This window comes from Streptomyces sp. NPDC041796, assembly GCF_055590785.1.
This window is the reverse complement of the sequence record NZ_JBVJAH010000003.1, coordinates 436,962-456,454: the sequence shown is the minus strand read 5'-3', so window position 1 is coordinate 456,454 and position 19,493 is coordinate 436,962. Positions and strand designations below refer to the sequence as shown.

Here is a 19,493-nt window from a genome sequence, read left to right as displayed (position 1 = left end):
GGAAGGGGGGGGGGGGGGGGGGGGGGGGGGGTGTGTTGGCCCAGGGGAAGGGATGTCTCGCTCGCTTCTGTCGCCCCCACTTTCCGGGGGGGGGGGGCGGCGGCGCCGCCGCCCACACCACGGACGACACCCGACAAGCAGCCCGTGGCGGTCGGTTACGGGGGCGCCGTGGCGAGCGTGGACCCCGACGCCTCCGCCGCCGGCATCGAGGTGCTGCGGCGCGGCGGCAACGCGGTGGACGCGGCGGTCGCCACGGCGGCCGCGCTCGGCGTCACCGAGCCGTATTCGGCGGGCATCGGCGGTGGCGGCTACTTCGTGTACTACGACGCCAGGACGCGCAAGGTGCACACCATCGACGGCCGCGAGACCGCTCCCCTCTCCGCGGACGCGTCCCTGTTCCTCGGCGAGGACGGCAAGCCCCTCCCCTTCGAGGAGGCCATGACCAGCGGGCTGAGCGTCGGCACGCCGGGCACACCCGCCACGTGGGACACCGCGCTCGACGCCTGGGGCAGCAAGTCCTTGCGGGACCTGCTGAAGCCGGCCGAGCGGCTGGCGCGGGGCGGCTTCACCGTCGACGCCACGTTCCGCGCCCAGACCGCCGCCAACGAGGCCCGGTTCCGGGACTTCCCCGCCTCCGCCGAGCTGTTCCTGCCCGGCGGGCGCCTGCCCGTCGTCGGGTCGGTCATGAAGAACCCCGACCTCGCGCGTACGTACGAGAAGCTGGGCCGCCACGGCGCCGGGGCGCTGTACAAGGGCGAGCTCGCCCGGGACATCGTCCGCACCGTCCAGGACCCGCCCGTCCGGGAGGGTGCCACCCGCGAGGTCCGCTCCGGCGACCTGACGGAACGTGACCTGGCCCGGTACGACACGGTGTGGCGCAAGCCCACGAAGATGTCCTACCGCGGCCTCGACGTCTACGGCATGGCTCCCTCCTCGTCCGGCGGCACGACCGTGGGCGAGGCGCTCAACATCCTGGAGCGCACCGACCTGTCGTCGCTGTCCAAAGCGCAGTACCTGCACCGCTTCATCGAGGCCAGTCGTGTCGCCTTCGCCGACCGGGGCCGCTGGGTCGGCGACCCGGCCTTCGAGGACGTCCCGGTCAAGGGCCTGCTGTCGCAGCGGTTCGCCGACTCACGGGAGTGCCTGATCCGTGACGACGCGGTCCTCACCAGCCCGCTCGCTCCCGGCGACCCGCGCGACCCGGAGCCGTGCGCGGCCGGCGGGACGGCGGCGCCGACGACGTACGAGGGCGAGAACACCACGCACCTGACGGCGTCCGACAAGTGGGGCAACGTCGTCGCGTACACCCTGACCATCGAGTCGACCGGCGGCAGCGGCATCACCGTGCCGGGACGGGGCTTCCTGCTCAACAACGAGCTGACCGACTTCTCCTTCGCGCCCGCCAACCCGGCGGTCCACGACCCGAACCTCCCCGGCCCCGGCAAGCGCCCCCGCTCCTCCATGTCGCCCACCATCGTCCTGGACGATCGCGCCCGCCCGGTCCTCGCCCTGGGCTCGCCCGGCGGCGCCACCATCATCACGACCGTGCTGCAGACCCTGACCGGGGTCGTGGACCGCGACCTGCCGCTCGTCGACGCGATCGCCGCCCCGCGCGCCAGCCAGCGCAACCAGGCGACCACGGAACTCGAACCGGGCCTGTACAACAGCCCGTTGCGCGCCGAGCTGGAGGCGCTGGGCCACGCCTTCCGGCAGAACCCCGAGATCGGTGCCGCGACCGGCGTCCAGCGCCTCCCGGACGGCCGCTGGCTCGCCGCCGCCGAGAAGACCCGGCGGGGCGGCGGCTCGGCGATGGTGGTCCACCCGGCCGGGCGGCCGTAGCGACCGCGGAAGGTGGGCGTCCGGCACCGTGCCGCGGGTCGCACGCACGCCGCCGACGGTGGGCGGCGTCCCGCACCGCTTCCGGTGGCCGGCCGCCCACAGCACTCCGCGGGGCCCGGACCGGACGCCGTCCGGCCGGGTGCCCGGCCAAAGGCGCGCCACCCGTCCGGTGCCCGGCGCCAACGGCCCGCTCACCGGGTCAGCACGTACCAGTCGGGCGAGTCGGGGTCCCCGTACCCGTAGTTCAGCTTCGGCCGGTCGCCCGTACCGCCCAGGGTCCACTCACCCGTCCAGCAGCCGCCGACGTCGATCGCGACGGTCTGGGACCAGGGGTTGTCGTCCGGTCCGAACCGCCACGTTCCCGAGCCCTCGCACCGTCCTCCCCGCTCCCCGCTCGGGTCGCCGCCCCACGTGCCCACCGCGACCGCCCGTCCGTCGGTGCCCAGCCGCACGGTTCCGCCCCGGCCGTCGCTCCACGTACCGGCGAGGTCCGAGCCGTGCACCCGGGGCGGGGCGTACTCGTCCACCAGCCCGGCCCCGTAGACCAGGGCGCCCACGGCGATCACGCAGGCGACCGACAGGGCACCGGCCCCGGCGACGGCCCGGTACGGGTGTCCACGGGTGAGGGCCCAGCGCGTCAGCAGCGCCACCGCCGACAGCGCCGCCGTACCGCACAGCCACGCCCACCACCAGACCGCCGGGCCGCCTCCGTCCACCGCGGGCCACAGCGCCACCACGGCCGTCCCGCAACCGGCCACCAGCGGTATCCACCACCAGGCTTCCCGGCCGGTGTACTTGAGCCCGGCCCACCGCGCGGCCGACAACGCCGGCAGGACCGCGAACACAGTGCAGGCCAGCGCGAAGGGCGGCCCGAAACACAACAGGAAGGGAAGGGCCAGCAACGCCATGCCCGGGCCGTCACTGCGCACCGGAGTCTCGTGGGCCATCTCCACGAAGCCCGCGATCTCGATGGCCGACGGAACCATGAGCAGCACGGCCAGCATCGAGACGAAGATCGGCCGTGTGCTCCACACGGGGTGCGGGGCCACGGGCGGCCGCTCGCTCCACCGCACCGGCCACGTTCCCCGATCGTTCACACGTGTGTTCACGGACACGGGATCCTCGCACGGGGCGAACGGCCGGGGCCGGGCGGGTGCGCCTTCCGGACACCCGGTCCGTCGGCGAAGATGAGGCTGTCAGCGACAGGCACCAGCAGTGAGCGAGGAGCGTCCCCACAGATGGCCACACCCGGTCCCGGAACCAGGCCGCCCACGATCGCCGACGTGGCCCGGGTCGCGTCGGTGTCGCGGACGACCGTGTCGCACGCCCTGAACGGGATCGGCAAGGTCGACCCCCGGACCCGGGAACGCATCAAGAAGGTCGCCGCCGAGCTCGGCTACCGGCCCAACCTGCGGGCGCAGCGGTTGCGGCGCGGCGAGGCCAAGGCGATCGCCCTGGCCTCCTCCATGCCGTTCGCGGTGGCAGGAGGGCCGTCCCGGCTCGGGTTCTACATGGAGGTCGCCGCCGCGGCCGCCGAGCGGGCGCTGCTGCACGGGTACGCCCTCGTGCTCGTACCGCCCGTGCGGTCCGGTTCGGCGCTGTACTCCGTGGACATCGACGGCGCCATCGTCGTCGAGCCCGACCGGGACGACATCGCCGTGGCGCAGCTCCACGAGAGGGGACTTCCGTACGTAGCGCTCGGGCGCCCCGTGGCGGAGGGGGACGACTCACCGTACGTCGACCTGCGCGGCGGCCTCGTCGCCGACCTGCTCCTCGCGCACCTGCGGGAGCAGGGCGCCCGGCACCCGGCGCTGCTCATCGGCGCCGGGTCCCGGCACTCCGCCGTCGACGCCCGCGCCGCGTACCTGCGCGCCGCCGACCGGTACGGCTGGGCGCCGGTCGTCACCACGGCTCCCGAGGAGGGCGGCGAGCAGGCCGGGTACGACGCCTGCGCCGCCCTGCTCGCCGGCCACCCGGACGTGGACGCCGTCTGCGCGCTCGTGGACGCCTTCGCGGTCGGCGCCGTCCGCGCGATCCGCGACAGCGGCCGCCGCATCCCGGACGACGTCATGGTCGTCACCCGGTACGACGGGCTGCGCGCCCGGACCTGCGAGCCGCCGCTCACCGCCGTCGACCTGCACCTGGACCAGGCCGCCGCCGACGCCGTGGAGCTGCTGCTCGGCCGGCTGCGCGGCGAGGCGACCGCGCCCCTGGCCACCGCGCCGGAACCCCGCGTCGTGCCCCGGGCGTCGTCGGCGCGGATCCCGGCACGGGCGGACACGCCCCCGGGGTGAGCCCGCCCGGGGTCACAGCCCCAGCATGAGCCCCGCCCCGGAGACCAGCGCGAAGACCAGCACGAACAGCCGCATCCGGCGTGCGTCGAGCCGCTGGTGGACCAGCCGGCTCAGCCACGCCCCCGCGGCCAGCGCGGGCAGCAGCGCCGCCGCCCACCCGAGCTGGGCCGCGTCGCCCCGGCCGGTCGCGAACAACAGGGCCAGCGAGGCCACTTCACCGACCAGGAAACAGACGGCGACCGTGGCCCGAAGCTCGGCGGGTGGCCGGTGCTGGTACACCAGCGCCAGGGGCGGTCCCCCCACGCCCGTCGCCGTCTCCGTCAGTCCGGTGACCACACCCGCCCCCACGTACGCGCCCCTTCCGGGCGTGAACGCGGGCGCGGCCAGGCTCACCACCGCCGCCAGCACGGTCGCCACCCCCACGAACAGGCCGAGCCGCCGGTCGGGGATCACCCACAGCAGCACCAGCCCGCCCGGGGTGGCGGCCAGCCGCGCCGCCGTGATCCAGCCGGCGCCCCGCAGGTCCAGCGCGGCACGCTCGCGCCACGCGACGTAGGCGTTGAGCGGGATCATCGACGCCAGCACGAACACCGGGACCAGGCCCGGGTCCAGCAGCCCCGCCACCGGCGCCACGATCAGGGCGAAGCCCAGTCCGCTCGTGCCCTGCACGAACGCCGCGACGGCGACCGTGACGGCGAGGACGACGACGGTGTCCGTACTCACGAGCAGGCCGCCCGGGCGTCGGCCGACGTGGGGTGGGCCCGCGTCACGGGCGCGCGCTGCAGGACGTCCTGGGCGAGTTCGGCCGCTCGCCGCACCAGCGCCGGGCCGTCCCAGCCGGTCGGCCACCCGCGCCACAGCCGCAGCCGGCCGGCCACGAACACGGCGGTGATCTGGTCGCGGTTGCCGCGCCGTACCAGCTCCCAGGGCAGGTCGTGGGACAGCCCCGTCTCCGGGGTCGCGACATCGACGAGCAGGAAGTCGGCGGCGGCGCCCACCGCGACCCGGCCGGTCAGGGCACCGAGCCCGACCGCGTCCGCGCCGCCCCGGGCCGCCCGGTCCAGCCACGTCCAGCCCGCGCCGCACGACGAGTCCCCGGTGACCAGCCCGTACGCGAGGCGTTGCGCGAACTCGGCGGCGTCGGCGAGCCGGAACGCGTCGCCCCGGGTGCCGTCCGTTCCCAGCCCGAACCTGATCCCGCGCTCGGCCATCGTCGTCGCCGGGGCGACGGCGTTGCCCTTCCAGGCACTGGCCACGGGGTTGTAGCTGACAGCCGCACCACTGTCGGCGAGCAGAGTGATCTCCCGCGGAGTGACCAGGGTGGCGTGCGCGGCCAGCAACTGCGGTCCCAGCGCGCCGACTTGGTGGAGATACTCCAGGGGCCGCAGCCCGTGCCGCACCAGCGAGCGCTCCACGCCCGCGAGATGCTCGTTGACGTGGATCTGGACCACCGCACCCGCCTCGGCGGCCAGGTGGGCGGTGTGGCGGAGGGTGCGGGCGGTCGCGGCCTCCGGCACGGAGACGGCGAGGGACGGGTGGATCAGCTCCTCGACGCCGTACCGGGTGAGGTGCTTCTCGGCGTCCGCAGCCGTCCGCTCGGTGTCGCCGTCCACGTCGTTGCAGACCAGGCCGAGGACACAGCGGATGCCGGCGTCCCGCGCGGCGGCCGCCACGAGCTCGACGTCCACGGGCGCCCGCGTGCCGGCCTCGGCGACGGTCGTGAACCCACCGCGCAGCGACTCCAGGGCGGCCAGTTTCGCCGCCACGTACACCGCCTCCTCGTCCAGGGCGCCTTCGATCGGCACCCACACCCGGCGGAAGATCTCCGACGGCTCCCCGAAGGCCAGCGCGGCGCCGAAGCTCTGGGTGAGGTGGTGGTGGGCGTCGACGAAACCGGGCATCAGGACGTGCCCGGCCAGCCGGAGGGGCGTCAGGTGCGGATGCTCCCGCGCCAGCCGCTCGGCCGGTCCCACGGCCTGGAAGGCGCCGTCGGCGACGACGGCCGCGTAGTGGTCCCTCAGCCCGTCGGGGGTGAGCACCGCGTCGGGGGCGAGGAGGAGTCCGCCGTCGTCAGGACGCAGGCGGTCGGGGGTCAGGTCGTTCATCGGTCGCTTTCGGTACGGGTACGGGGTCGGGTTCGGGGGAGTGGGAGGCGGACGTGGTGGAACAGGACGTTCAGGACGGCGGCCGTGACCGCGCCGACGGCGACGCCGCTCTCCAGGAGGATCCGGGGGTTGGGCGGGAAGCCGCCGTACACACCGGGGACGAGGATGGGCAGCAGGCCCAGGGCGAGGGCGACGGCGCAGATGAAGGTGTTGGTGTGCCGGTCGAGTTCGGCACGGCCCAGCATCTGGACGCCGAGCACCGTGATGACGGCGAACACCACCATGGCCGTGCCGCCGACGACGGCCGAGGGGACGACGCTGATCGCGCGGGTGACGGGCGCCAGGAAGCCGATGACGATCAGTACGACCCCGGCGGCGGCGGTCACGAACCGGCTTCGTACACCGGTGACCCGGACGATGCCGATGTTCTCGCCGCTGGTCACCATCAGGGGCAGGCCGAAGAACCCGCCGAACAGGGATGTGACCGCGTCACCCCGGATGGTCTTCGGTACGTCGGCCTTCTTGTCGATCTCCTTCCCCACGGCCTCCGCGTTGATCACCGTCTGCCCGGTGGCCTCCGCCATGGAGGCGAGGCTGTACAGCATCAGCGGCAGCGCGGCGACCAGGTTGAACTCGGGTGAACCGAAGGGCAGCGCCTGGGGGAGGTTCAGCAGTCCGCCCTCGGTGGCCGTGCCGAAGTCGACACCGCCGAGGACGAAGGCGAGGACCGTGCCGGCGATCAGGCCCAGCATCACGGCCAGTTGGCGCAGCACGCCGGTGAACAGCCGGTAGAACGCGACCGTGAAGCCGATCGTCGCCATGCCGAGGAGCAGGTTGGTGGGGTCGGCGAAGCCGGGCTGACCGGGCCGGCCGGTGACGAGGACCGCTCCGACCTTCACCAGGTTGACACCGACGATCACGATCATCGTGCCGATGACCAGCGCGGGGAAGAACGCCAGCAACCGGGAGAAGACGGGCAGGACGACGAAGTAGAAGGCGGCGGTCAGGATCACCGCCCCGGTCGCGGTGCGCAGTCCGTGCTGCTCGGCGATGGCGAGGAACAGGATGAGCGGTGCGCCGCCGGGCAGCATGACGAACGGCAGCTTCGGCCCGAACTTCCACGGGCCGAGCGACTGGATCAGGGAACCGATCCCGGAGAGCACGAACGCGGCCGAGAGCAGATCGACCGTCAGGCCGGCGTCGAGCCGGAGGGTGGCGCTCATCAGGAAGATGGCCGAGATGGGGGTCGCGGCCATGACGAGCACGTGCTGGAGCCCGAACAGCAGGATCCGGCCGAGGGGCCGCGACTCGTCCACGGGGTGGGGCGCCCCCGCGGCCCGCGCGCCCTGCCGGCCGTCCTCGTGCGGCGGCGGCCCGTCGGGCGAGGCGATCGGTGGGGGACCGGACTGGTTCGGCGCTTCGGGCGCCGGTACGGCGGGGGACGGCCTGCGGGCGGGGTCGGGGGAGGGTCCCGCGGGGGACGGGACGGCGGCGGACGGCGTTCGGGCGGGGTCGGGGGACGGGACGCGGGGCGTGGGATGGGGACTGGACACGTTCGAGCTCCGTTCGGCTCGCTCCGGCTTCGGCCGCGATCCACCCGGGACGGGGGTGGAAGCGTGGGGGCCAAATCGATTTGGCCGCCAGTATGTGAGGGCCTGGGAGACGCGTCAAGGGATCCGTACGGACCGGGTTTCCGCCACCTCCCGCCCGGATTGCCGCGGGCATGGCGGACACGTTTGATGGAAAGGGACCCCCGATGGGTCCGGGCCGTCGGCCGGAAGGAGAGATGATCGTGGTTCTCGTACTGCGCCCCGGAGAGGCGGGTGACGCCCCGGAGTGCGGCAGGATCTGCTTCGAGGCCTTCGCCGGCATCGCCCACGAGCACGGCTATCCGTCCGACATGCCCGGCCCCGAACCGGCGACGGAGATGTTCCGGATGGTCTTCGACCATCCCGGTTTCTACACCGTCGTCGCCGAGGACGACGGCCGGATCGTGGGCAGCAACTGCCTCGACGAACGGTCACCCGTGGTCGGCGTCGGGCCGATCACCGTGGACCCCGCCGCACAGAACGGCGGAATCGGGCGCCGGCTGATGCTCGACGTCATGCGCCGGGCGGCCGAGCGGCAGGCGCCCGGCATCCGGCTGCTGCAGAGCGGCTACCACTGCCGGTCGTTCGCGCTCTACGCCGGGCTCGGGTTCGAGTTCCGCGAAACGGTGGCGTGCCTGCAGGGCCCGCCGGTCGGCGGGGCGGTGCCGGGGTACGAGGTGCGGGCGGCCACCGACGCGGACCTGGCCGCCTGCAACGACCTGTGCCGCCGGGTCCACGGCGTCGACCGGGGCGGTGAACTCGCCGACGCGCTCAAGGCGGGCACGGCCCGGGTGACCGAGCACGGCGGGCGGATCACCGGATACGCCACGGACCTGTCCTTCTTCGCCCACGCGGTCGGCGAGAGCACCGACGACGTCCGGGCGCTCATCGCCGCGGCACCCGCCTTCGGCGGCCCCGGCATCCTCGTTCCGGCGAGCAACAGCGCGCTGTTGCAGTGGTGTCTCGGCAACGGACTCAAGGTGCGGCAGCTCATGAGCCTGATGACCATCGGTCTCTACAGCGAGCCGGCCGGGGCCTACCTGCCGTCCATCCTGTACTGACGGGCCGTCCGGAGGCGGTGCCGGGAGGGCGGCACCCCGATCACCACACGCCCCGGCCCTCCACCGAGGCCATCGCCTCCTCCAGCAGGGCACGTGCCTTCGCCTCCGCCGCGTCGTACCGCTCCGGGTGCGCGGAGCGCTGGACCTCCTGGGCCGTGCCGCCGGCGCTGAGGTGGGGCGCGCGGCGTTCGACGTCGACGGCCCGGGTGAAGAACCGCTCCGCCGCGTACGGCACGCGCAGGATCTGCTCGGGCGTCCCCCAACCCTGGCTGGGGCGCTGCTGGAAGACCCCGAGCGAGTCCTTGTCGCCGCAGTCGAGGTTGTTCATGTGCGACTCGACCCAGCCGGCCTCGAAGGCGGCCAGCATGACCTTCTCCGAGACGCCGAGGTCGCGGCCCACGGTGTAGACCGTCCTGGTGACCTCCGGGTCCCGGTCGGGGGGAATACGGCACGGTGGTGTCATGACCGCGATGTTCCCGCACCGTCCCGGCCGCGAACCCGCGCGTCATGAAGTCGACAGCCCCCGCGCACCCGCGACCGCGGCCCGGTTCACGCATCACCGGGGCGAGGGCGGCGCACGACGACGTAGGCTCACGGCCGTGATACCTGAAGCGCTGCGGCACGGCCGCTACGTCAGCCTGACCACGTTCCGCAAGGACGGCACGGGGGTCGCCACGCCGGTCTGGTACGCGGTGGACGGCGACGAACTGTACGTCTGGACGCGCGAGGACTCCTGGAAGGTCAAGCGGCTGCGCCGCGACAGCCGGGTCGTCGTCACCGCGTGCGACGTGCGCGGCCGGGTGGCCGAGGGCGCCGTCGGCGCCGAGGGAACGGCGCGGCTGCTGGACGACGTCAAGGGCATACGGAAGCTGCTGGCCCGCAAATACGGGCTGCAGTTCTGGATGGTCGACCTGCCCGCGGCACTCGTGCGGCGGGGAAAGCGGCCGCATGTGGGGATCGCGGTGAAGTTCCCGGCCGAAAACTCCCTGTAGCCCCCCTGTAACACGGCTGCGGTCGAATGCCTCCCGACCGGACGATTCCAGTCGGCTGTGGGCAGGGGCATACATGATGGTGCATCACCTCCCGGAGGAGGTAGGGGCGTTCGCGCGCTACCTCGCACGCCTGGTGGAGGGGCTCGACGAGGGGGCCGGCTGGTACGGCGTCTTCCGGCAGCGCGACCCCGAAGGGATGCGGGCCTGCCTCGACGGCTCGGAGGTGCCGCCCTGGGACGTGGTGGAGGCACTGCTCCAGGACCTCGCGGCCGCACGGGGCGAGGGGGCGCACGGCCCGGAGACCGCACGGGCGCGCCATCTGCACGCCGCCGCGGCCGCCGCGCACGACCGGCGCCCGGGCGGCCGGGACGCGCTGCGCGAGCGGCGGGCCCTGATGGTGCGCGAGCAGGCGGCGGCCGTGCGGCGCGGTGAGGAGCTGGTCACCCTGCTGGGGACGGTCGCGGAGGGCTCACCGGACGCGCAGCGGCTCGCCCACGACCTCGCGTGGGTGCGCGACGACCACGCCAGGGCGACGGCCCGCATCGAGGAGCTGGGCGCCCGCCTGGCGGCGCTCCCGGCAGCCCCGCCACCCCCCGCAGCCCCCGCCCCCGCGCCCCCGCGCGCCCCCGCGCCGCCCGCGAGGAAACGCCCGCGCGGGGCCCGGTACGCCTGGGTCGAGGAGGACGACGGCCTCCCGGACGCCGCCCCCGCCCCCGCACCCGTGCCCGACCTGCCCACCACCCTGGCCACCCCGCGCGGGGCCCGGTTCGGCGGGGGCACCGGGCAGGAACGGGAGGAGCCGGAGCCGCGGCCCGGGCCCACCCCGTACGAAGCCGCCGACGAGACCGCCCGCCGGGGCGCCCGCGAGACCGTCACCACGCTGCTGCGGCTCCGCGCCGAAGGCCGGGGCGGCGAGGCGCACGCCCTGCTCTGCGAGGCCGCCGCCTGGCCCGCCGCCCGGCTGCCCCTGCTGGCCGCCGAACTCCACCGGGCCGGCCTGGCCCCCGACTGGGCCACGCTGCTGTGGGAGGCCGCGTCCCTCCCGCCGGAGCGGCTCGTCGAGGTCGCCGGGGCGCTCACCACCGCCGGGAGGGACCAGGACGCCCAGCACCTGTTGCGCCAGGGGGTGGCGCGGCCCACCGCCGAGACGGCGGCCGCCGCGCTGGCGCTCGACGAGGGCGGCCGCCCCGAGGAGGCCCGGGCGCTGATCGTCGCGTTCGTCGGGTCCCGTACCGCCGAGGACGCCGCCCGCCTCGCCGCGTACGCCCCGCACCACCTGGTACCGCGGCTCCTCTCCGCCGCCCGCGCTCTCGCCGCCACGTCCCCGTCGTGCGAACGGGACCTGGTGCACGCCCTCCGGGTCGCGGGCCTGCTCGGGGACTGACCGGCCCCTGGCACAAGCGGGCCGATGTGGACCACTCGGGTACGAAACATGATCGACTCCGGCGCTTACCGGCGGCGGTCTTGCCCAGGGGTGTGACGAGGCTTACGTTCGCTTTCTACGCACCCCGTCTACGTGCGTAGAGGCTCTCTGACGCCGTGCCGAAGGAGCAGCTCATGTCCCACATCGTGCGCGCCGCCCTCGTCCAGGCGACCTGGACCGGCGACACCGAATCCATGATCGCCAAGCATGAGGAGCACGCCCGGGAGGCAGCCCGGCAGGGCGCCAAGGTCATCGGATTCCAAGAGGTGTTCAACGCCCCGTACTTCTGTCAGGTCCAGGAGCCGGAGCACTACCGCTGGGCCGAGCCCGTCCCCGACGGCCCGACCGTGCGGCGTATGCAGGACCTCGCCCGGGAGACCGGCATGGTGATCGTCGTCCCGGTCTTCGAGATCGACGGGCCGGGCTTCTACTACAACACCGCCGCGGTGATCGACGCCGACGGCTCGTACCTCGGCAAGTACCGCAAGCACCACATCCCCCAGGTCAGGGGTTTCTGGGAGAAGTACTACTTCAGGCCCGGCAACCTCGGCTGGCCGGTCTTCGACACGGCCGTGGGCCGCGTCGGCGTCTACATCTGCTACGACCGCCACTTCCCCGAAGGGTGGCGCCAACTCGGGCTGGCCGGCGCCCAGCTCGTCTACAACCCCTCCGCCACCCACCGCGGGCTCTCCTCCCACCTCTGGCAGCTCGAGCAGCCCGCCGCCGCCGTCGCCAACCTCTACTACGTCGCCGCCATCAACCGCGTCGGCCAGGAGGAATACGGGGACAACGACTTCTACGGCACCAGCTACTTCGTCGATCCCCGTGGCCAGTTCGTCGGCGACGTCGCCTCCGACAAGGAGGAGGAACTGGTCGTTCGCGACCTGGACTTCCGTCTCATCGACGACGTACGACAGACGTGGGCGTTCTACCGCGACCGGCGTCCCGACGCGTACGACGGGCTGGTGCAGCCGTGACCTCCGACCTCCACGCCACCGACCTGTACGCACGGCACAAGGCCGTCATCCCCGACTGGGTCTCCCTCTACTACCAGGACCCCATCGAGATCACCCACGGCGAGGGACGGTACGTCTGGGACGCCGGCGGCAAACGCTACCTCGACTTCTTCGGCGGCATCCTCACCACCATGACCGCCCACGCCCTTCCCGAAATCACCAAGGCCGTCACCGAACAGGCCGGGCGGATCATCCACTCCTCCACCCTCTACCTCAACCGCCCCATGGTGGAGCTCGCCGAGCGCATCGCGCACCTCTCCGGCATCCCCGACGCCCGGGTCTTCTTCACCACCTCCGGTACGGAGGCGAACGACACCGCCCTGCTGCTGGCCACAGCCCACCGCCGCACCAACCAGATCCTGGCGATGCGCAACAGCTACCACGGCCGCTCCTTCTCCACGGTCTCCGTCACCGGCAACCGCGCCTGGTCCCCGACCACTCTCTCCCCGCTGCAGACGCTGTACGTGCACGGCGGCGTCCGCGGCCGGGGCCCCTACGCGCACCTGAGCGACGCCCGGTTCATCGAGGCGTGCGTGGCCGACCTGGAAGACCTCCTCGGGCACACCGGCGACGTCGCCGCGCTCATCGCCGAGCCCGTCCAGGGCGTCGGCGGCTTCACCTCTCCGCCCGACGGGCTGTACGCGGCCTTCCGCGAGGTCCTCGCGCCCCGCGGAATCCTCTGGGTCGCCGACGAGGTGCAGACCGGCTGGGGCCGCACCGGTGAGCACTTCTGGGGCTGGCAGGCCCACGCCGCCAGCGGCCCGCCCGACATGCTCACCTTCGCCAAGGGCATCGGCAACGGCATGTCCGTCGGCGGTGTCGTCGCCCGCGCGGAGGTCATGAACTGCCTGAACGCCAACTCCATCTCGACGTTCGGCGGCTCGCCCATCACCATGGCCGCCGGCCTCGCCAACCTCTCGTACCTCCTGGAACACGACCTCCAGGGCAACGCCCGGCGCGTCGGCGGGCTGCTCATCGAGCGGCTGAGGGCCATCGCGGCGGGCCACCCCCTCGTCCGGGAAGTACGCGGCCGCGGTCTGATGATCGGCATCGAACTGGTGAAGCCCGGCTCCGAAGAGGCCAACCCGCAAGCGGCGGCCGCCGTCCTCGAAGCCGCCCGCGAAGGCGGCCTGCTCATCGGCAAGGGCGGCGGCCACAACACCAGCGCCCTGCGCATCGCCCCGCCGCTCTCCCTGACCGTCGCCGAGGCCGAGGAAGGCGCCGCGATCCTCGAACGGGCCCTGCACGCGATCCGACCCCAGGGGGCGACCCACCCATGAGCACCACCCGCACCCTCATCCGAGGCGGCCTCGTCATCACCGCCACCGACGAGACCCACGCCGACATACTGATCGAGGACGGCCGCGTCGCCGCGCTCGCCGCCCACGGCTCCGGCGTCTGCGAGTCGTGGACCGCCGAGCGCACGATCGACGCCACCGGCAAGTACGTCATCCCGGGCGGCGTCGACGCCCACACCCACATGGAACTGCCCTTCGGCGGGACCTTCGCCTCCGACGACTTCGAGACCGGCACCCGCGCCGCCGCGTGGGGCGGCACCACCACCATCGTCGACTTCGCCGTCCAGTCCATGGGCCACGCCCTGCGCGACGGCCTCGACGCCTGGCACGCCAAGGCCGACGGCAAGTGCTCCATCGACTACGCCTTCCACATGATCCTCTCCGACGTGAACGAGTCCTCCCTCAAGGAGATGGACCTGCTGGTGGAGGAGGGCGTCACCTCCTTCAAGCTGTTCATGGCGTACCCCGGTGTCTTCTACAGCGACGACGGGCAGATCCTGCGCGCCATGCAGCGAGCCTCCGTCAACGGCGGAATGATCATGATGCACGCCGAGAACGGCATCGCGATCGACGTCCTCGTCGAACAGGCCCTCGCCCGCGGCGAGACCGACCCCCGCCACCACGGCGAGGTCCGCAAGGTACTGCTGGAGGCGGAGGCCACGCACCGCGCCATCCAGCTCGCCAGGGTCGCCGGCGGCGCCCCGCTGTACGTGGTGCACGTCTCCGCCGAGGAGGCCGTCGCCGAGATCGCCGCCGCCCGCGACAAGGGCCTCGACGTCTTCGGTGAGACCTGCCCCCAGTACCTGTTCCTGTCGACCGACAACCTCGCCGAGCCCGGCTTCGAGGGCGCCAAGTACGTCTGCAGCACCCCGCTGAGGCCGCGCGAGCACCAGGCGGCGCTGTGGCGGGGCCTGCGCACCAACGATCTCCAGGTCGTCTCCACCGACCACTGCCCGTTCTGCTTCAGCGGACAGAAGGAACTGGGCCGCGGCGACTTCTCCAAGATCCCCAACGGCCTGCCCGGTGTGGAGAACCGCATGGACCTCCTCCACCAGGCCGTCCTCGACGGACACATCAGCCGCCGCCGATGGATCGAGATCGCCTGCGCCACCCCCGCCCGGATGTTCGGCCTCTACCCGAAGAAGGGCACCCTCGCCCCCGGCTCCGACGCGGACGTCGTCATCTACGACCCGCACCAGGAGCAGACCATCTCCGCCGCCACCCACCACATGAACGTCGACTACTCCGCGTACGAGGGGAAGACCGTCACCGGACAGGTCGAGACCGTCCTGTCCCGAGGCCACGTCGTCATCGACCGGCGCACCTACACCGGCCGCGCCGGACACGGCATCTACACCCCCCGCACCACCTGCCAGTACATGAACTAGGAGGCCAGGACAGTGGACTTCGGACTCGTCCTGCAGACCGACCCACCGGGCTCCGCCGTCGTCGGTCTGATGCGGCGCGCGGAACGCAACGGCTTCCGCTACGGCTGGACCTTCGACTCCGCCGTGCTCTGGCAGGAACCGTTCGTCATCTACAGCCGGATCCTGGAGCACACCAGCAAGCTGACCGTCGGCCCGATGGTCACCAACCCCGGGACCCGGACGTGGGAGGTCACCGCCTCCACCTTCGCCACCCTCAACGACATGTACGGCAACCGCACGGTGTGCGGCATCGGACGCGGAGACTCCGCGATGCGCGTCGCCGGCCGCAAACCCAACACCCTCGCCCGGCTCGGCGAGGCGATCGACGTCATCCGCGACCTCGCGGAGGGCCGGGAGGCGGTCGTCGACGGTCAGCCCCTGCGCATCCCGTGGGTACGGAACGGGAGACTGCCCGTCTGGATGGCGGCGTACGGGCCCAAGGCGCTCGCGCTCGCCGGGCAGAAGGCGGACGGGTTCATTCTCCAGCTCGCCGACCCGTTCCTCACCGAGTGGATGGTCAAGGCGGTCCGGAAGGCCGCCGAGGAAGCCGGGCGCGACCCCGCCTCGATCACCGTCTGCGTCGCCGCGCCCGCGTACGTGGGCGACGACCTGGATCACGCGCGCGACCAGTGCCGCTGGTTCGGCGGCATGGTCGGCAACCACGTGGCCGACCTGGTGAGCCGGTACGGGGAACACTCCGGCCTGGTGCCCGAGGCCCTCACCGAGTACATCAAGGCTCGCCAGGGCTACGACTACAGCCACCACGGCCGGGCCGGGAACCCCTCCACCGACTTCGTCCCCGACGAGATCGTCGACCGCTTCTGCCTGCTCGGCCCGCCTGACGCCCACATCGCCAAACTGAAGGCCCTCAAGGCCCTGGGCGTCGACCAGTTCGCGGTGTACGACATGCACGACGCGAAGGAGGCCACGATCGACGCGTACGGTTCCGACATCATCCCGGCACTCGCCGGATGACGACGTGCCGGAACGGCACCGGCACACGGCATGACGCCGACCGTCATGCCGTGCCGCCGGCGGGCGCGTGGGCGACCGGGTCGCCCCCCGTGCCCGGTGTCAGCCGGCCAGCTCCGCACCGGCCGCGGCCACCGCGTCGCTGTTCCGCGTACGAGTGGCGTTCAGCCTGCCTTGGTGTTCGGCGATCTGCGCCTTCTGGATCCTCGACTCCTCGGTGAACCACACGGCGACCAGACCGGTCTTCTCCTTGCAGTCGATCTCCGCCAGCGCGACGGCGATCTCCTCCTTCGACGCCGCCCCGCCCTCCGCGTGCGGCGCGATCTCCGCCGCCTCGAACGGGGTGGCGGCGGTGTACCCCTCGGTCTTCATGCACTGCGACCAGGCGGCCAGCGCCTGCCGCACGGCCGGGGCCCGCATGGACTCGATGAAGCTGTTCCCGTTGAGTTCGGACACGAACGTCAGGTCATCGGGCGTCGGCTCCCGCAGCTTGTCCTTGGCCCACCCGGAGCAGCCACCTTTGTGGATCTTCTTGCCCTTGTAGGACTCCGGGGCGGGCGCGGCGGACGGAACCGCGCCGGGGGCGGCCGGTGCGGTGGGCTTGGAGTGCCCGGTCAGCACCTGGACCTGTTCGTCCGTCAGGTCGGGCATCCTCTGCCGTACCTGGTCGGTCAGCGCCTCGGGAAGGCCGTACCCGTACTGGGCCGCCGCCTGCCGGTCGGTCAGCCCGTAACGGCGCTCCATGTTGGCGTCGTTGTCGTTGGGCGGCGGAGTCGTACCCGCCACCGGCAACCGTATGGAGAACCCGTAGCCGGCCATGCACCTCTCCTGGAGCTTCCGTGACGCCTGGTCCAGGGTCACCGTGTCCTGGTAGGTCTGCATGTACGTCTCCAGCGGCAGGGACAGGCCCTTGGCCAGTCCGCGCTCCGGAGTCGCCTTGGGCCAGTTCTCCTTGTTCACCAGCGGCTTGTTCTCCGCCACCGGCGTGGCACCGGCCGTGCCGGTCGCGGTCCCCGCGCCGCATCCGGTGAGCAGGACGGTCGCCGCGGCCATGGCCGCCGCGGCGGCTCGCGTGTTCCCGTTCATGGTGATGTCCCCATCTACGTGGCTGTGGCAGTGGCGGTGGCTCAGGCGAAGTGCTGTGACGCGTTCTCGTTCTTGAGCGCCGAGATCAGGTTGGTGAGAATGCAGTTGCTGTAGGGCTCGCGGTGGGCGAAGTACTGCGAGGTGCCGCCGTAGCCCGAGTTGTAGTACACGCGGTAGTTGTCGCTTCCGGAGCAGTTCTGCACCGAGGCCGCGTTGTTCTTCATGTACTGCCACGCGCCGTAGCCGTTGCCGTTGAAGACATAGCGGTAGGTCGTCAGGGTGGAGCCCTGGTACTGGCTGGTCCCGTAGTAGTCGTGGACGTTGCCGTAGAACGCGGACCAGCTGGTGACGTAGCGGCCGTCCTGGATCGCGTACTCCTTGGAGTTGTACAGCAGCCAGAGGTCGCCCTCGGAGCAGTTGATCCACGGAACGCTGCAGTTGCTCGTGACCTTGTACTCGGCGGCGTGCGCCGGCGTGGCGGTGACCAGCAGCGCCGTACCGGCGGCGAGCGCGGTGACCACCGCGCGCACCCTGGCGCGTACCGACGTGTTCTTCATGTTGCGCATGGCTTTCCCCGATCTCTTCCCTGGTGGTGTGACGGCCGTCCCTCGCGGATCCCGGACGCCCGGTGAGCTCAGCCGCTCTGCTCCGCCGAGGCGAGCGCGCGGATGGCCGGCAGGTCGGCGTACAGGTTGGTGCCGGGGCACTCGGTCGGGTAGCCGTCGCGGTGGCCGGAGATCCGGTTCAGGGTGACCTTCTGGCCCTTGGTGTACTTGCCGTTGTCGGCGGCGGCGGTGAGGACGACGGTTCCGGCGGCGTCGTACCCGTACAGCCCGAGCTTCCAGGCGGCGACGGCTGCCACCGAGTCGAGCACGGGCTGCGCGGCGATCGCGTCGTTGTAGTTGCCGAGGACCGCGATGCCCGAGGTGTCCGTGTTGAAGCCGTAGGTCTGCGCGCCGACGACCGGCTTGTCGATGCCGCCCGCGCGGCCCTCGAAGACGGTGCCGCACTTGTCGACGAGGAAGTGGTAGCCGATGTCGTTCCAGCCCTGACTCTGCACGTGGTAGAGGAAGATCGCGCGGATGATGTCCGGGGACTGCTCGCACGTGTAGTCGTTGGTCCCGGCGGTGTGGTGGGCGAAGACCACCTTGGTGTCGGTCGTGTACGTCGGCGGGGACTTCACCAGTGACTCGTCGGCGCCCCAGCCCGAGCGCGGGGTGACCACGGGCTGTGGCACCGTGCTCGCGGCGGCGGGGCTCGCGGTGACGTACGGCGTGGAGGACGCCGTCCCCGCCCCGTCCGGGTCCACCAGCTCGACGCGCAGCCCGTCCGGCAGCCGCGACAGCCTGCCGTGCCGCCCGGTCACCCGGACCTGTACGCCGTCGGACGGCCCGGTCCACAGCGGCTGGGTACCGGCGCGGACCTCACCGGCCGCGGCGTCCGCGCCCACCTCGGGCGTACGCACATCGAGTTCGAGTGTGCGCCAGCCGGACCACACACCGGTGGCGCTGTCCCGTGTACGGACCTCCGCCGTGCCGCCGAGCTGCGCGCGCGGATCGGCCCAGGTGACGCCGACCATGCTGAACGGCTCCGTGCGCCGGGCGGGCAACGACCGGTGGCCGGGCTCGGCACCGTGCAGCGCGATGCTCCGCACTCCCTCCGGAATCTGCGCCGCGGGCGTCGCCGGGGAGGTGAGGCCGAGGGTCGCGAGGGCGATCGCGGTGGCCGTCACGGCCCTGGCCGTACGGCGGAAGACGTGCGGGGTCACGGTGCTCCTTCAAGGGCTGTGGACGCTTCGGGGGAGGGGAGTTCACTGCTGCATGTGGTCCGTCCGAAGGCGCCGCTGGCGGTGGCGCGCTGGACGTGCTTGCCACGTACGGTCAGCGTGCAGCTCGCCGTGCCGCCCTTCTCGCCGAGGGTGACGTTGACGATCGGGGAAGCGCCGAGCGGAACGCTCACGGTTTTCCTCCACGGCAGCCCGGCCTTGGTGACGGTGTCCGCCTTGTCACCGGAGGCCCCGCGGTAGGAGATGTCCGCCGCGCCCTCGCCGAGCACCTCGTAGGTCACCTCGACGGTGGGCGTGGCCGCCCGCCCTTCCGCCGGGTCGTCATCGGAGTCGAGGACTCCGTAGGTGACGAACGCGCCGCACGCGAGCAGCAGGGCCGCGGCGACGGCGATGCCGCCGCGGTCGGTGCGGCGGTCGTTCGCCGGGGTCGGGGAAACCCCCGTGCTGTCCGGGGTTCCGGAGTCGTCCGGTCCCGCCGGTTCTTCGGTCGTCGGCATGGCCGCGCTTTCTGTCGACGTGAATTCGCCCTGGGTTATACACCATCAGATCCAAGGAATTCCAGGCTGCGGAAAAAAGGGGCAAGGCGAGCCCAACGGCATCAACGT

Annotated in this window: 18 protein-coding genes; 9 read left to right on the top strand and 9 right to left on the bottom strand. The window is 72.6% G+C overall.

Features of this window, described 5'->3' with window-relative positions:
* Window positions 1-30 precede the first annotated feature (30 nt).
* Complete coding sequence (gene ggt / locus ACZ6C1_RS08210) at window positions 31-1,839, top strand: gamma-glutamyltransferase (RefSeq protein ID WP_469238926.1); 1,809 nt, start codon at window positions 31-33, stop codon at window positions 1,837-1,839.
* 191 nt (window positions 1,840-2,030) lie between these two features.
* On the opposite strand, the gene ACZ6C1_RS08205 is transcribed toward ggt, so the two are convergent.
* Window positions 2,031-2,948, bottom strand: coding sequence for a hypothetical protein (locus ACZ6C1_RS08205; RefSeq protein ID WP_469238925.1), 918 nt, complete (start codon window positions 2,946-2,948; stop codon window positions 2,031-2,033).
* A gap of 129 nt (window positions 2,949-3,077) precedes the next feature.
* On the opposite strand from ACZ6C1_RS08205, the gene ACZ6C1_RS08200 reads away from it, so the two are divergent.
* On the top strand, window positions 3,078-4,133 hold the full coding sequence (locus ACZ6C1_RS08200; RefSeq protein ID WP_469238924.1) for a LacI family DNA-binding transcriptional regulator: 1,056 nt from the start codon (window positions 3,078-3,080) through the stop codon (window positions 4,131-4,133).
* Between the two features lie 12 nt (window positions 4,134-4,145).
* Here ACZ6C1_RS08200 and ACZ6C1_RS08195 read toward each other — a convergent pair whose 3' ends face one another.
* From ACZ6C1_RS08195 to ACZ6C1_RS08185, 3 genes are read right to left on the bottom strand one after another with little or no spacing between them, the layout of a single operon-like run.
* Window positions 4,146-4,856: a sulfite exporter TauE/SafE family protein gene (locus ACZ6C1_RS08195; RefSeq protein WP_469238923.1), complete on the bottom strand. Its 711-nt coding sequence runs from the start codon at window positions 4,854-4,856 to the stop codon at window positions 4,146-4,148.
* Entirely contained in the window at window positions 4,853-6,238 is a 1,386-nt protein-coding gene (locus tag ACZ6C1_RS08190; protein WP_469238922.1) for an amidohydrolase family protein, read from the bottom strand. The genes ACZ6C1_RS08195 and ACZ6C1_RS08190 overlap by 4 nt, the downstream gene beginning before the upstream one ends.
* Window positions 6,235-7,554: a uracil-xanthine permease family protein gene (locus ACZ6C1_RS08185; RefSeq protein ID WP_469239096.1), complete on the bottom strand. Its 1,320-nt coding sequence runs from the start codon at window positions 7,552-7,554 to the stop codon at window positions 6,235-6,237. The genes ACZ6C1_RS08190 and ACZ6C1_RS08185 overlap by 4 nt, the downstream gene beginning before the upstream one ends.
* A 470-nt stretch (window positions 7,555-8,024) precedes the next feature.
* Between ACZ6C1_RS08185 and ACZ6C1_RS08180 the strand changes: the two genes are divergently transcribed.
* Window positions 8,025-8,888 (top strand): GNAT family N-acetyltransferase, encoded by an 864-nt coding sequence (locus ACZ6C1_RS08180; protein WP_469238921.1) that lies wholly within the window; start codon window positions 8,025-8,027, stop codon window positions 8,886-8,888.
* A 40-nt stretch (window positions 8,889-8,928) separates the two neighbouring features.
* On the opposite strand, the gene ACZ6C1_RS08175 is transcribed toward ACZ6C1_RS08180, so the two are convergent.
* Window positions 8,929-9,351, bottom strand: coding sequence for a hypothetical protein (locus ACZ6C1_RS08175; RefSeq protein WP_469238920.1), 423 nt, complete (start codon window positions 9,349-9,351; stop codon window positions 8,929-8,931).
* A 136-nt stretch (window positions 9,352-9,487) separates the two neighbouring features.
* Between ACZ6C1_RS08175 and ACZ6C1_RS08170 the strand changes: the two genes are divergently transcribed.
* From ACZ6C1_RS08170 to ACZ6C1_RS08145, 6 genes are all read left to right on the top strand, one after another.
* Window positions 9,488-9,880, top strand: a complete 393-nt coding sequence (locus tag ACZ6C1_RS08170; protein ID WP_469239094.1) for a PPOX class F420-dependent oxidoreductase — start codon at window positions 9,488-9,490, stop codon at window positions 9,878-9,880.
* 73 nt (window positions 9,881-9,953) lie between these two features.
* Window positions 9,954-11,264, top strand: a complete 1,311-nt coding sequence (locus ACZ6C1_RS08165) for a hypothetical protein (protein WP_469238919.1) — start codon at window positions 9,954-9,956, stop codon at window positions 11,262-11,264.
* Between the two features lie 173 nt (window positions 11,265-11,437).
* Window positions 11,438-12,280 (top strand): nitrilase-related carbon-nitrogen hydrolase, encoded by an 843-nt coding sequence (locus ACZ6C1_RS08160; protein WP_469238918.1) that lies wholly within the window; start codon window positions 11,438-11,440, stop codon window positions 12,278-12,280.
* Entirely contained in the window at window positions 12,277-13,599 is a 1,323-nt protein-coding gene (locus ACZ6C1_RS08155; protein ID WP_469238917.1) for an aspartate aminotransferase family protein, read from the top strand. The genes ACZ6C1_RS08160 and ACZ6C1_RS08155 overlap by 4 nt, the downstream gene beginning before the upstream one ends.
* Complete coding sequence (hydA, locus tag ACZ6C1_RS08150; protein WP_469238916.1) at window positions 13,596-15,005, top strand: dihydropyrimidinase; 1,410 nt, start codon at window positions 13,596-13,598, stop codon at window positions 15,003-15,005. The genes ACZ6C1_RS08155 and hydA overlap by 4 nt, the downstream gene beginning before the upstream one ends.
* Window positions 15,006-15,017: 12 nt before the next feature.
* Entirely contained in the window at window positions 15,018-16,019 is a 1,002-nt protein-coding gene (locus ACZ6C1_RS08145) for a TIGR03842 family LLM class F420-dependent oxidoreductase (protein ID WP_469238915.1), read from the top strand.
* Between the two features lie 99 nt (window positions 16,020-16,118).
* On the opposite strand, the gene ACZ6C1_RS08140 is transcribed toward ACZ6C1_RS08145, so the two are convergent.
* From ACZ6C1_RS08140 to ACZ6C1_RS08125, 4 genes are all read right to left on the bottom strand, one after another.
* Window positions 16,119-17,102, bottom strand: a complete 984-nt coding sequence (locus ACZ6C1_RS08140) for a hypothetical protein (RefSeq protein WP_469238914.1) — start codon at window positions 17,100-17,102, stop codon at window positions 16,119-16,121.
* A 41-nt stretch (window positions 17,103-17,143) separates the two neighbouring features.
* Entirely contained in the window at window positions 17,144-17,668 is a 525-nt protein-coding gene (locus ACZ6C1_RS08135) for a hypothetical protein (RefSeq protein ID WP_469238913.1), read from the bottom strand.
* Window positions 17,669-17,736: 68 nt separating this feature from the next.
* On the bottom strand, window positions 17,737-18,870 hold the full coding sequence (locus ACZ6C1_RS08130; RefSeq protein WP_469238912.1) for a peptidoglycan recognition protein family protein: 1,134 nt from the start codon (window positions 18,868-18,870) through the stop codon (window positions 17,737-17,739).
* Entirely contained in the window at window positions 18,867-19,385 is a 519-nt protein-coding gene (locus ACZ6C1_RS08125; protein WP_469238911.1) for a hypothetical protein, read from the bottom strand. Before ACZ6C1_RS08125 ends, ACZ6C1_RS08130 begins: the two co-directional genes overlap by 4 nt.
* Window positions 19,386-19,493 lie beyond the last annotated feature (108 nt).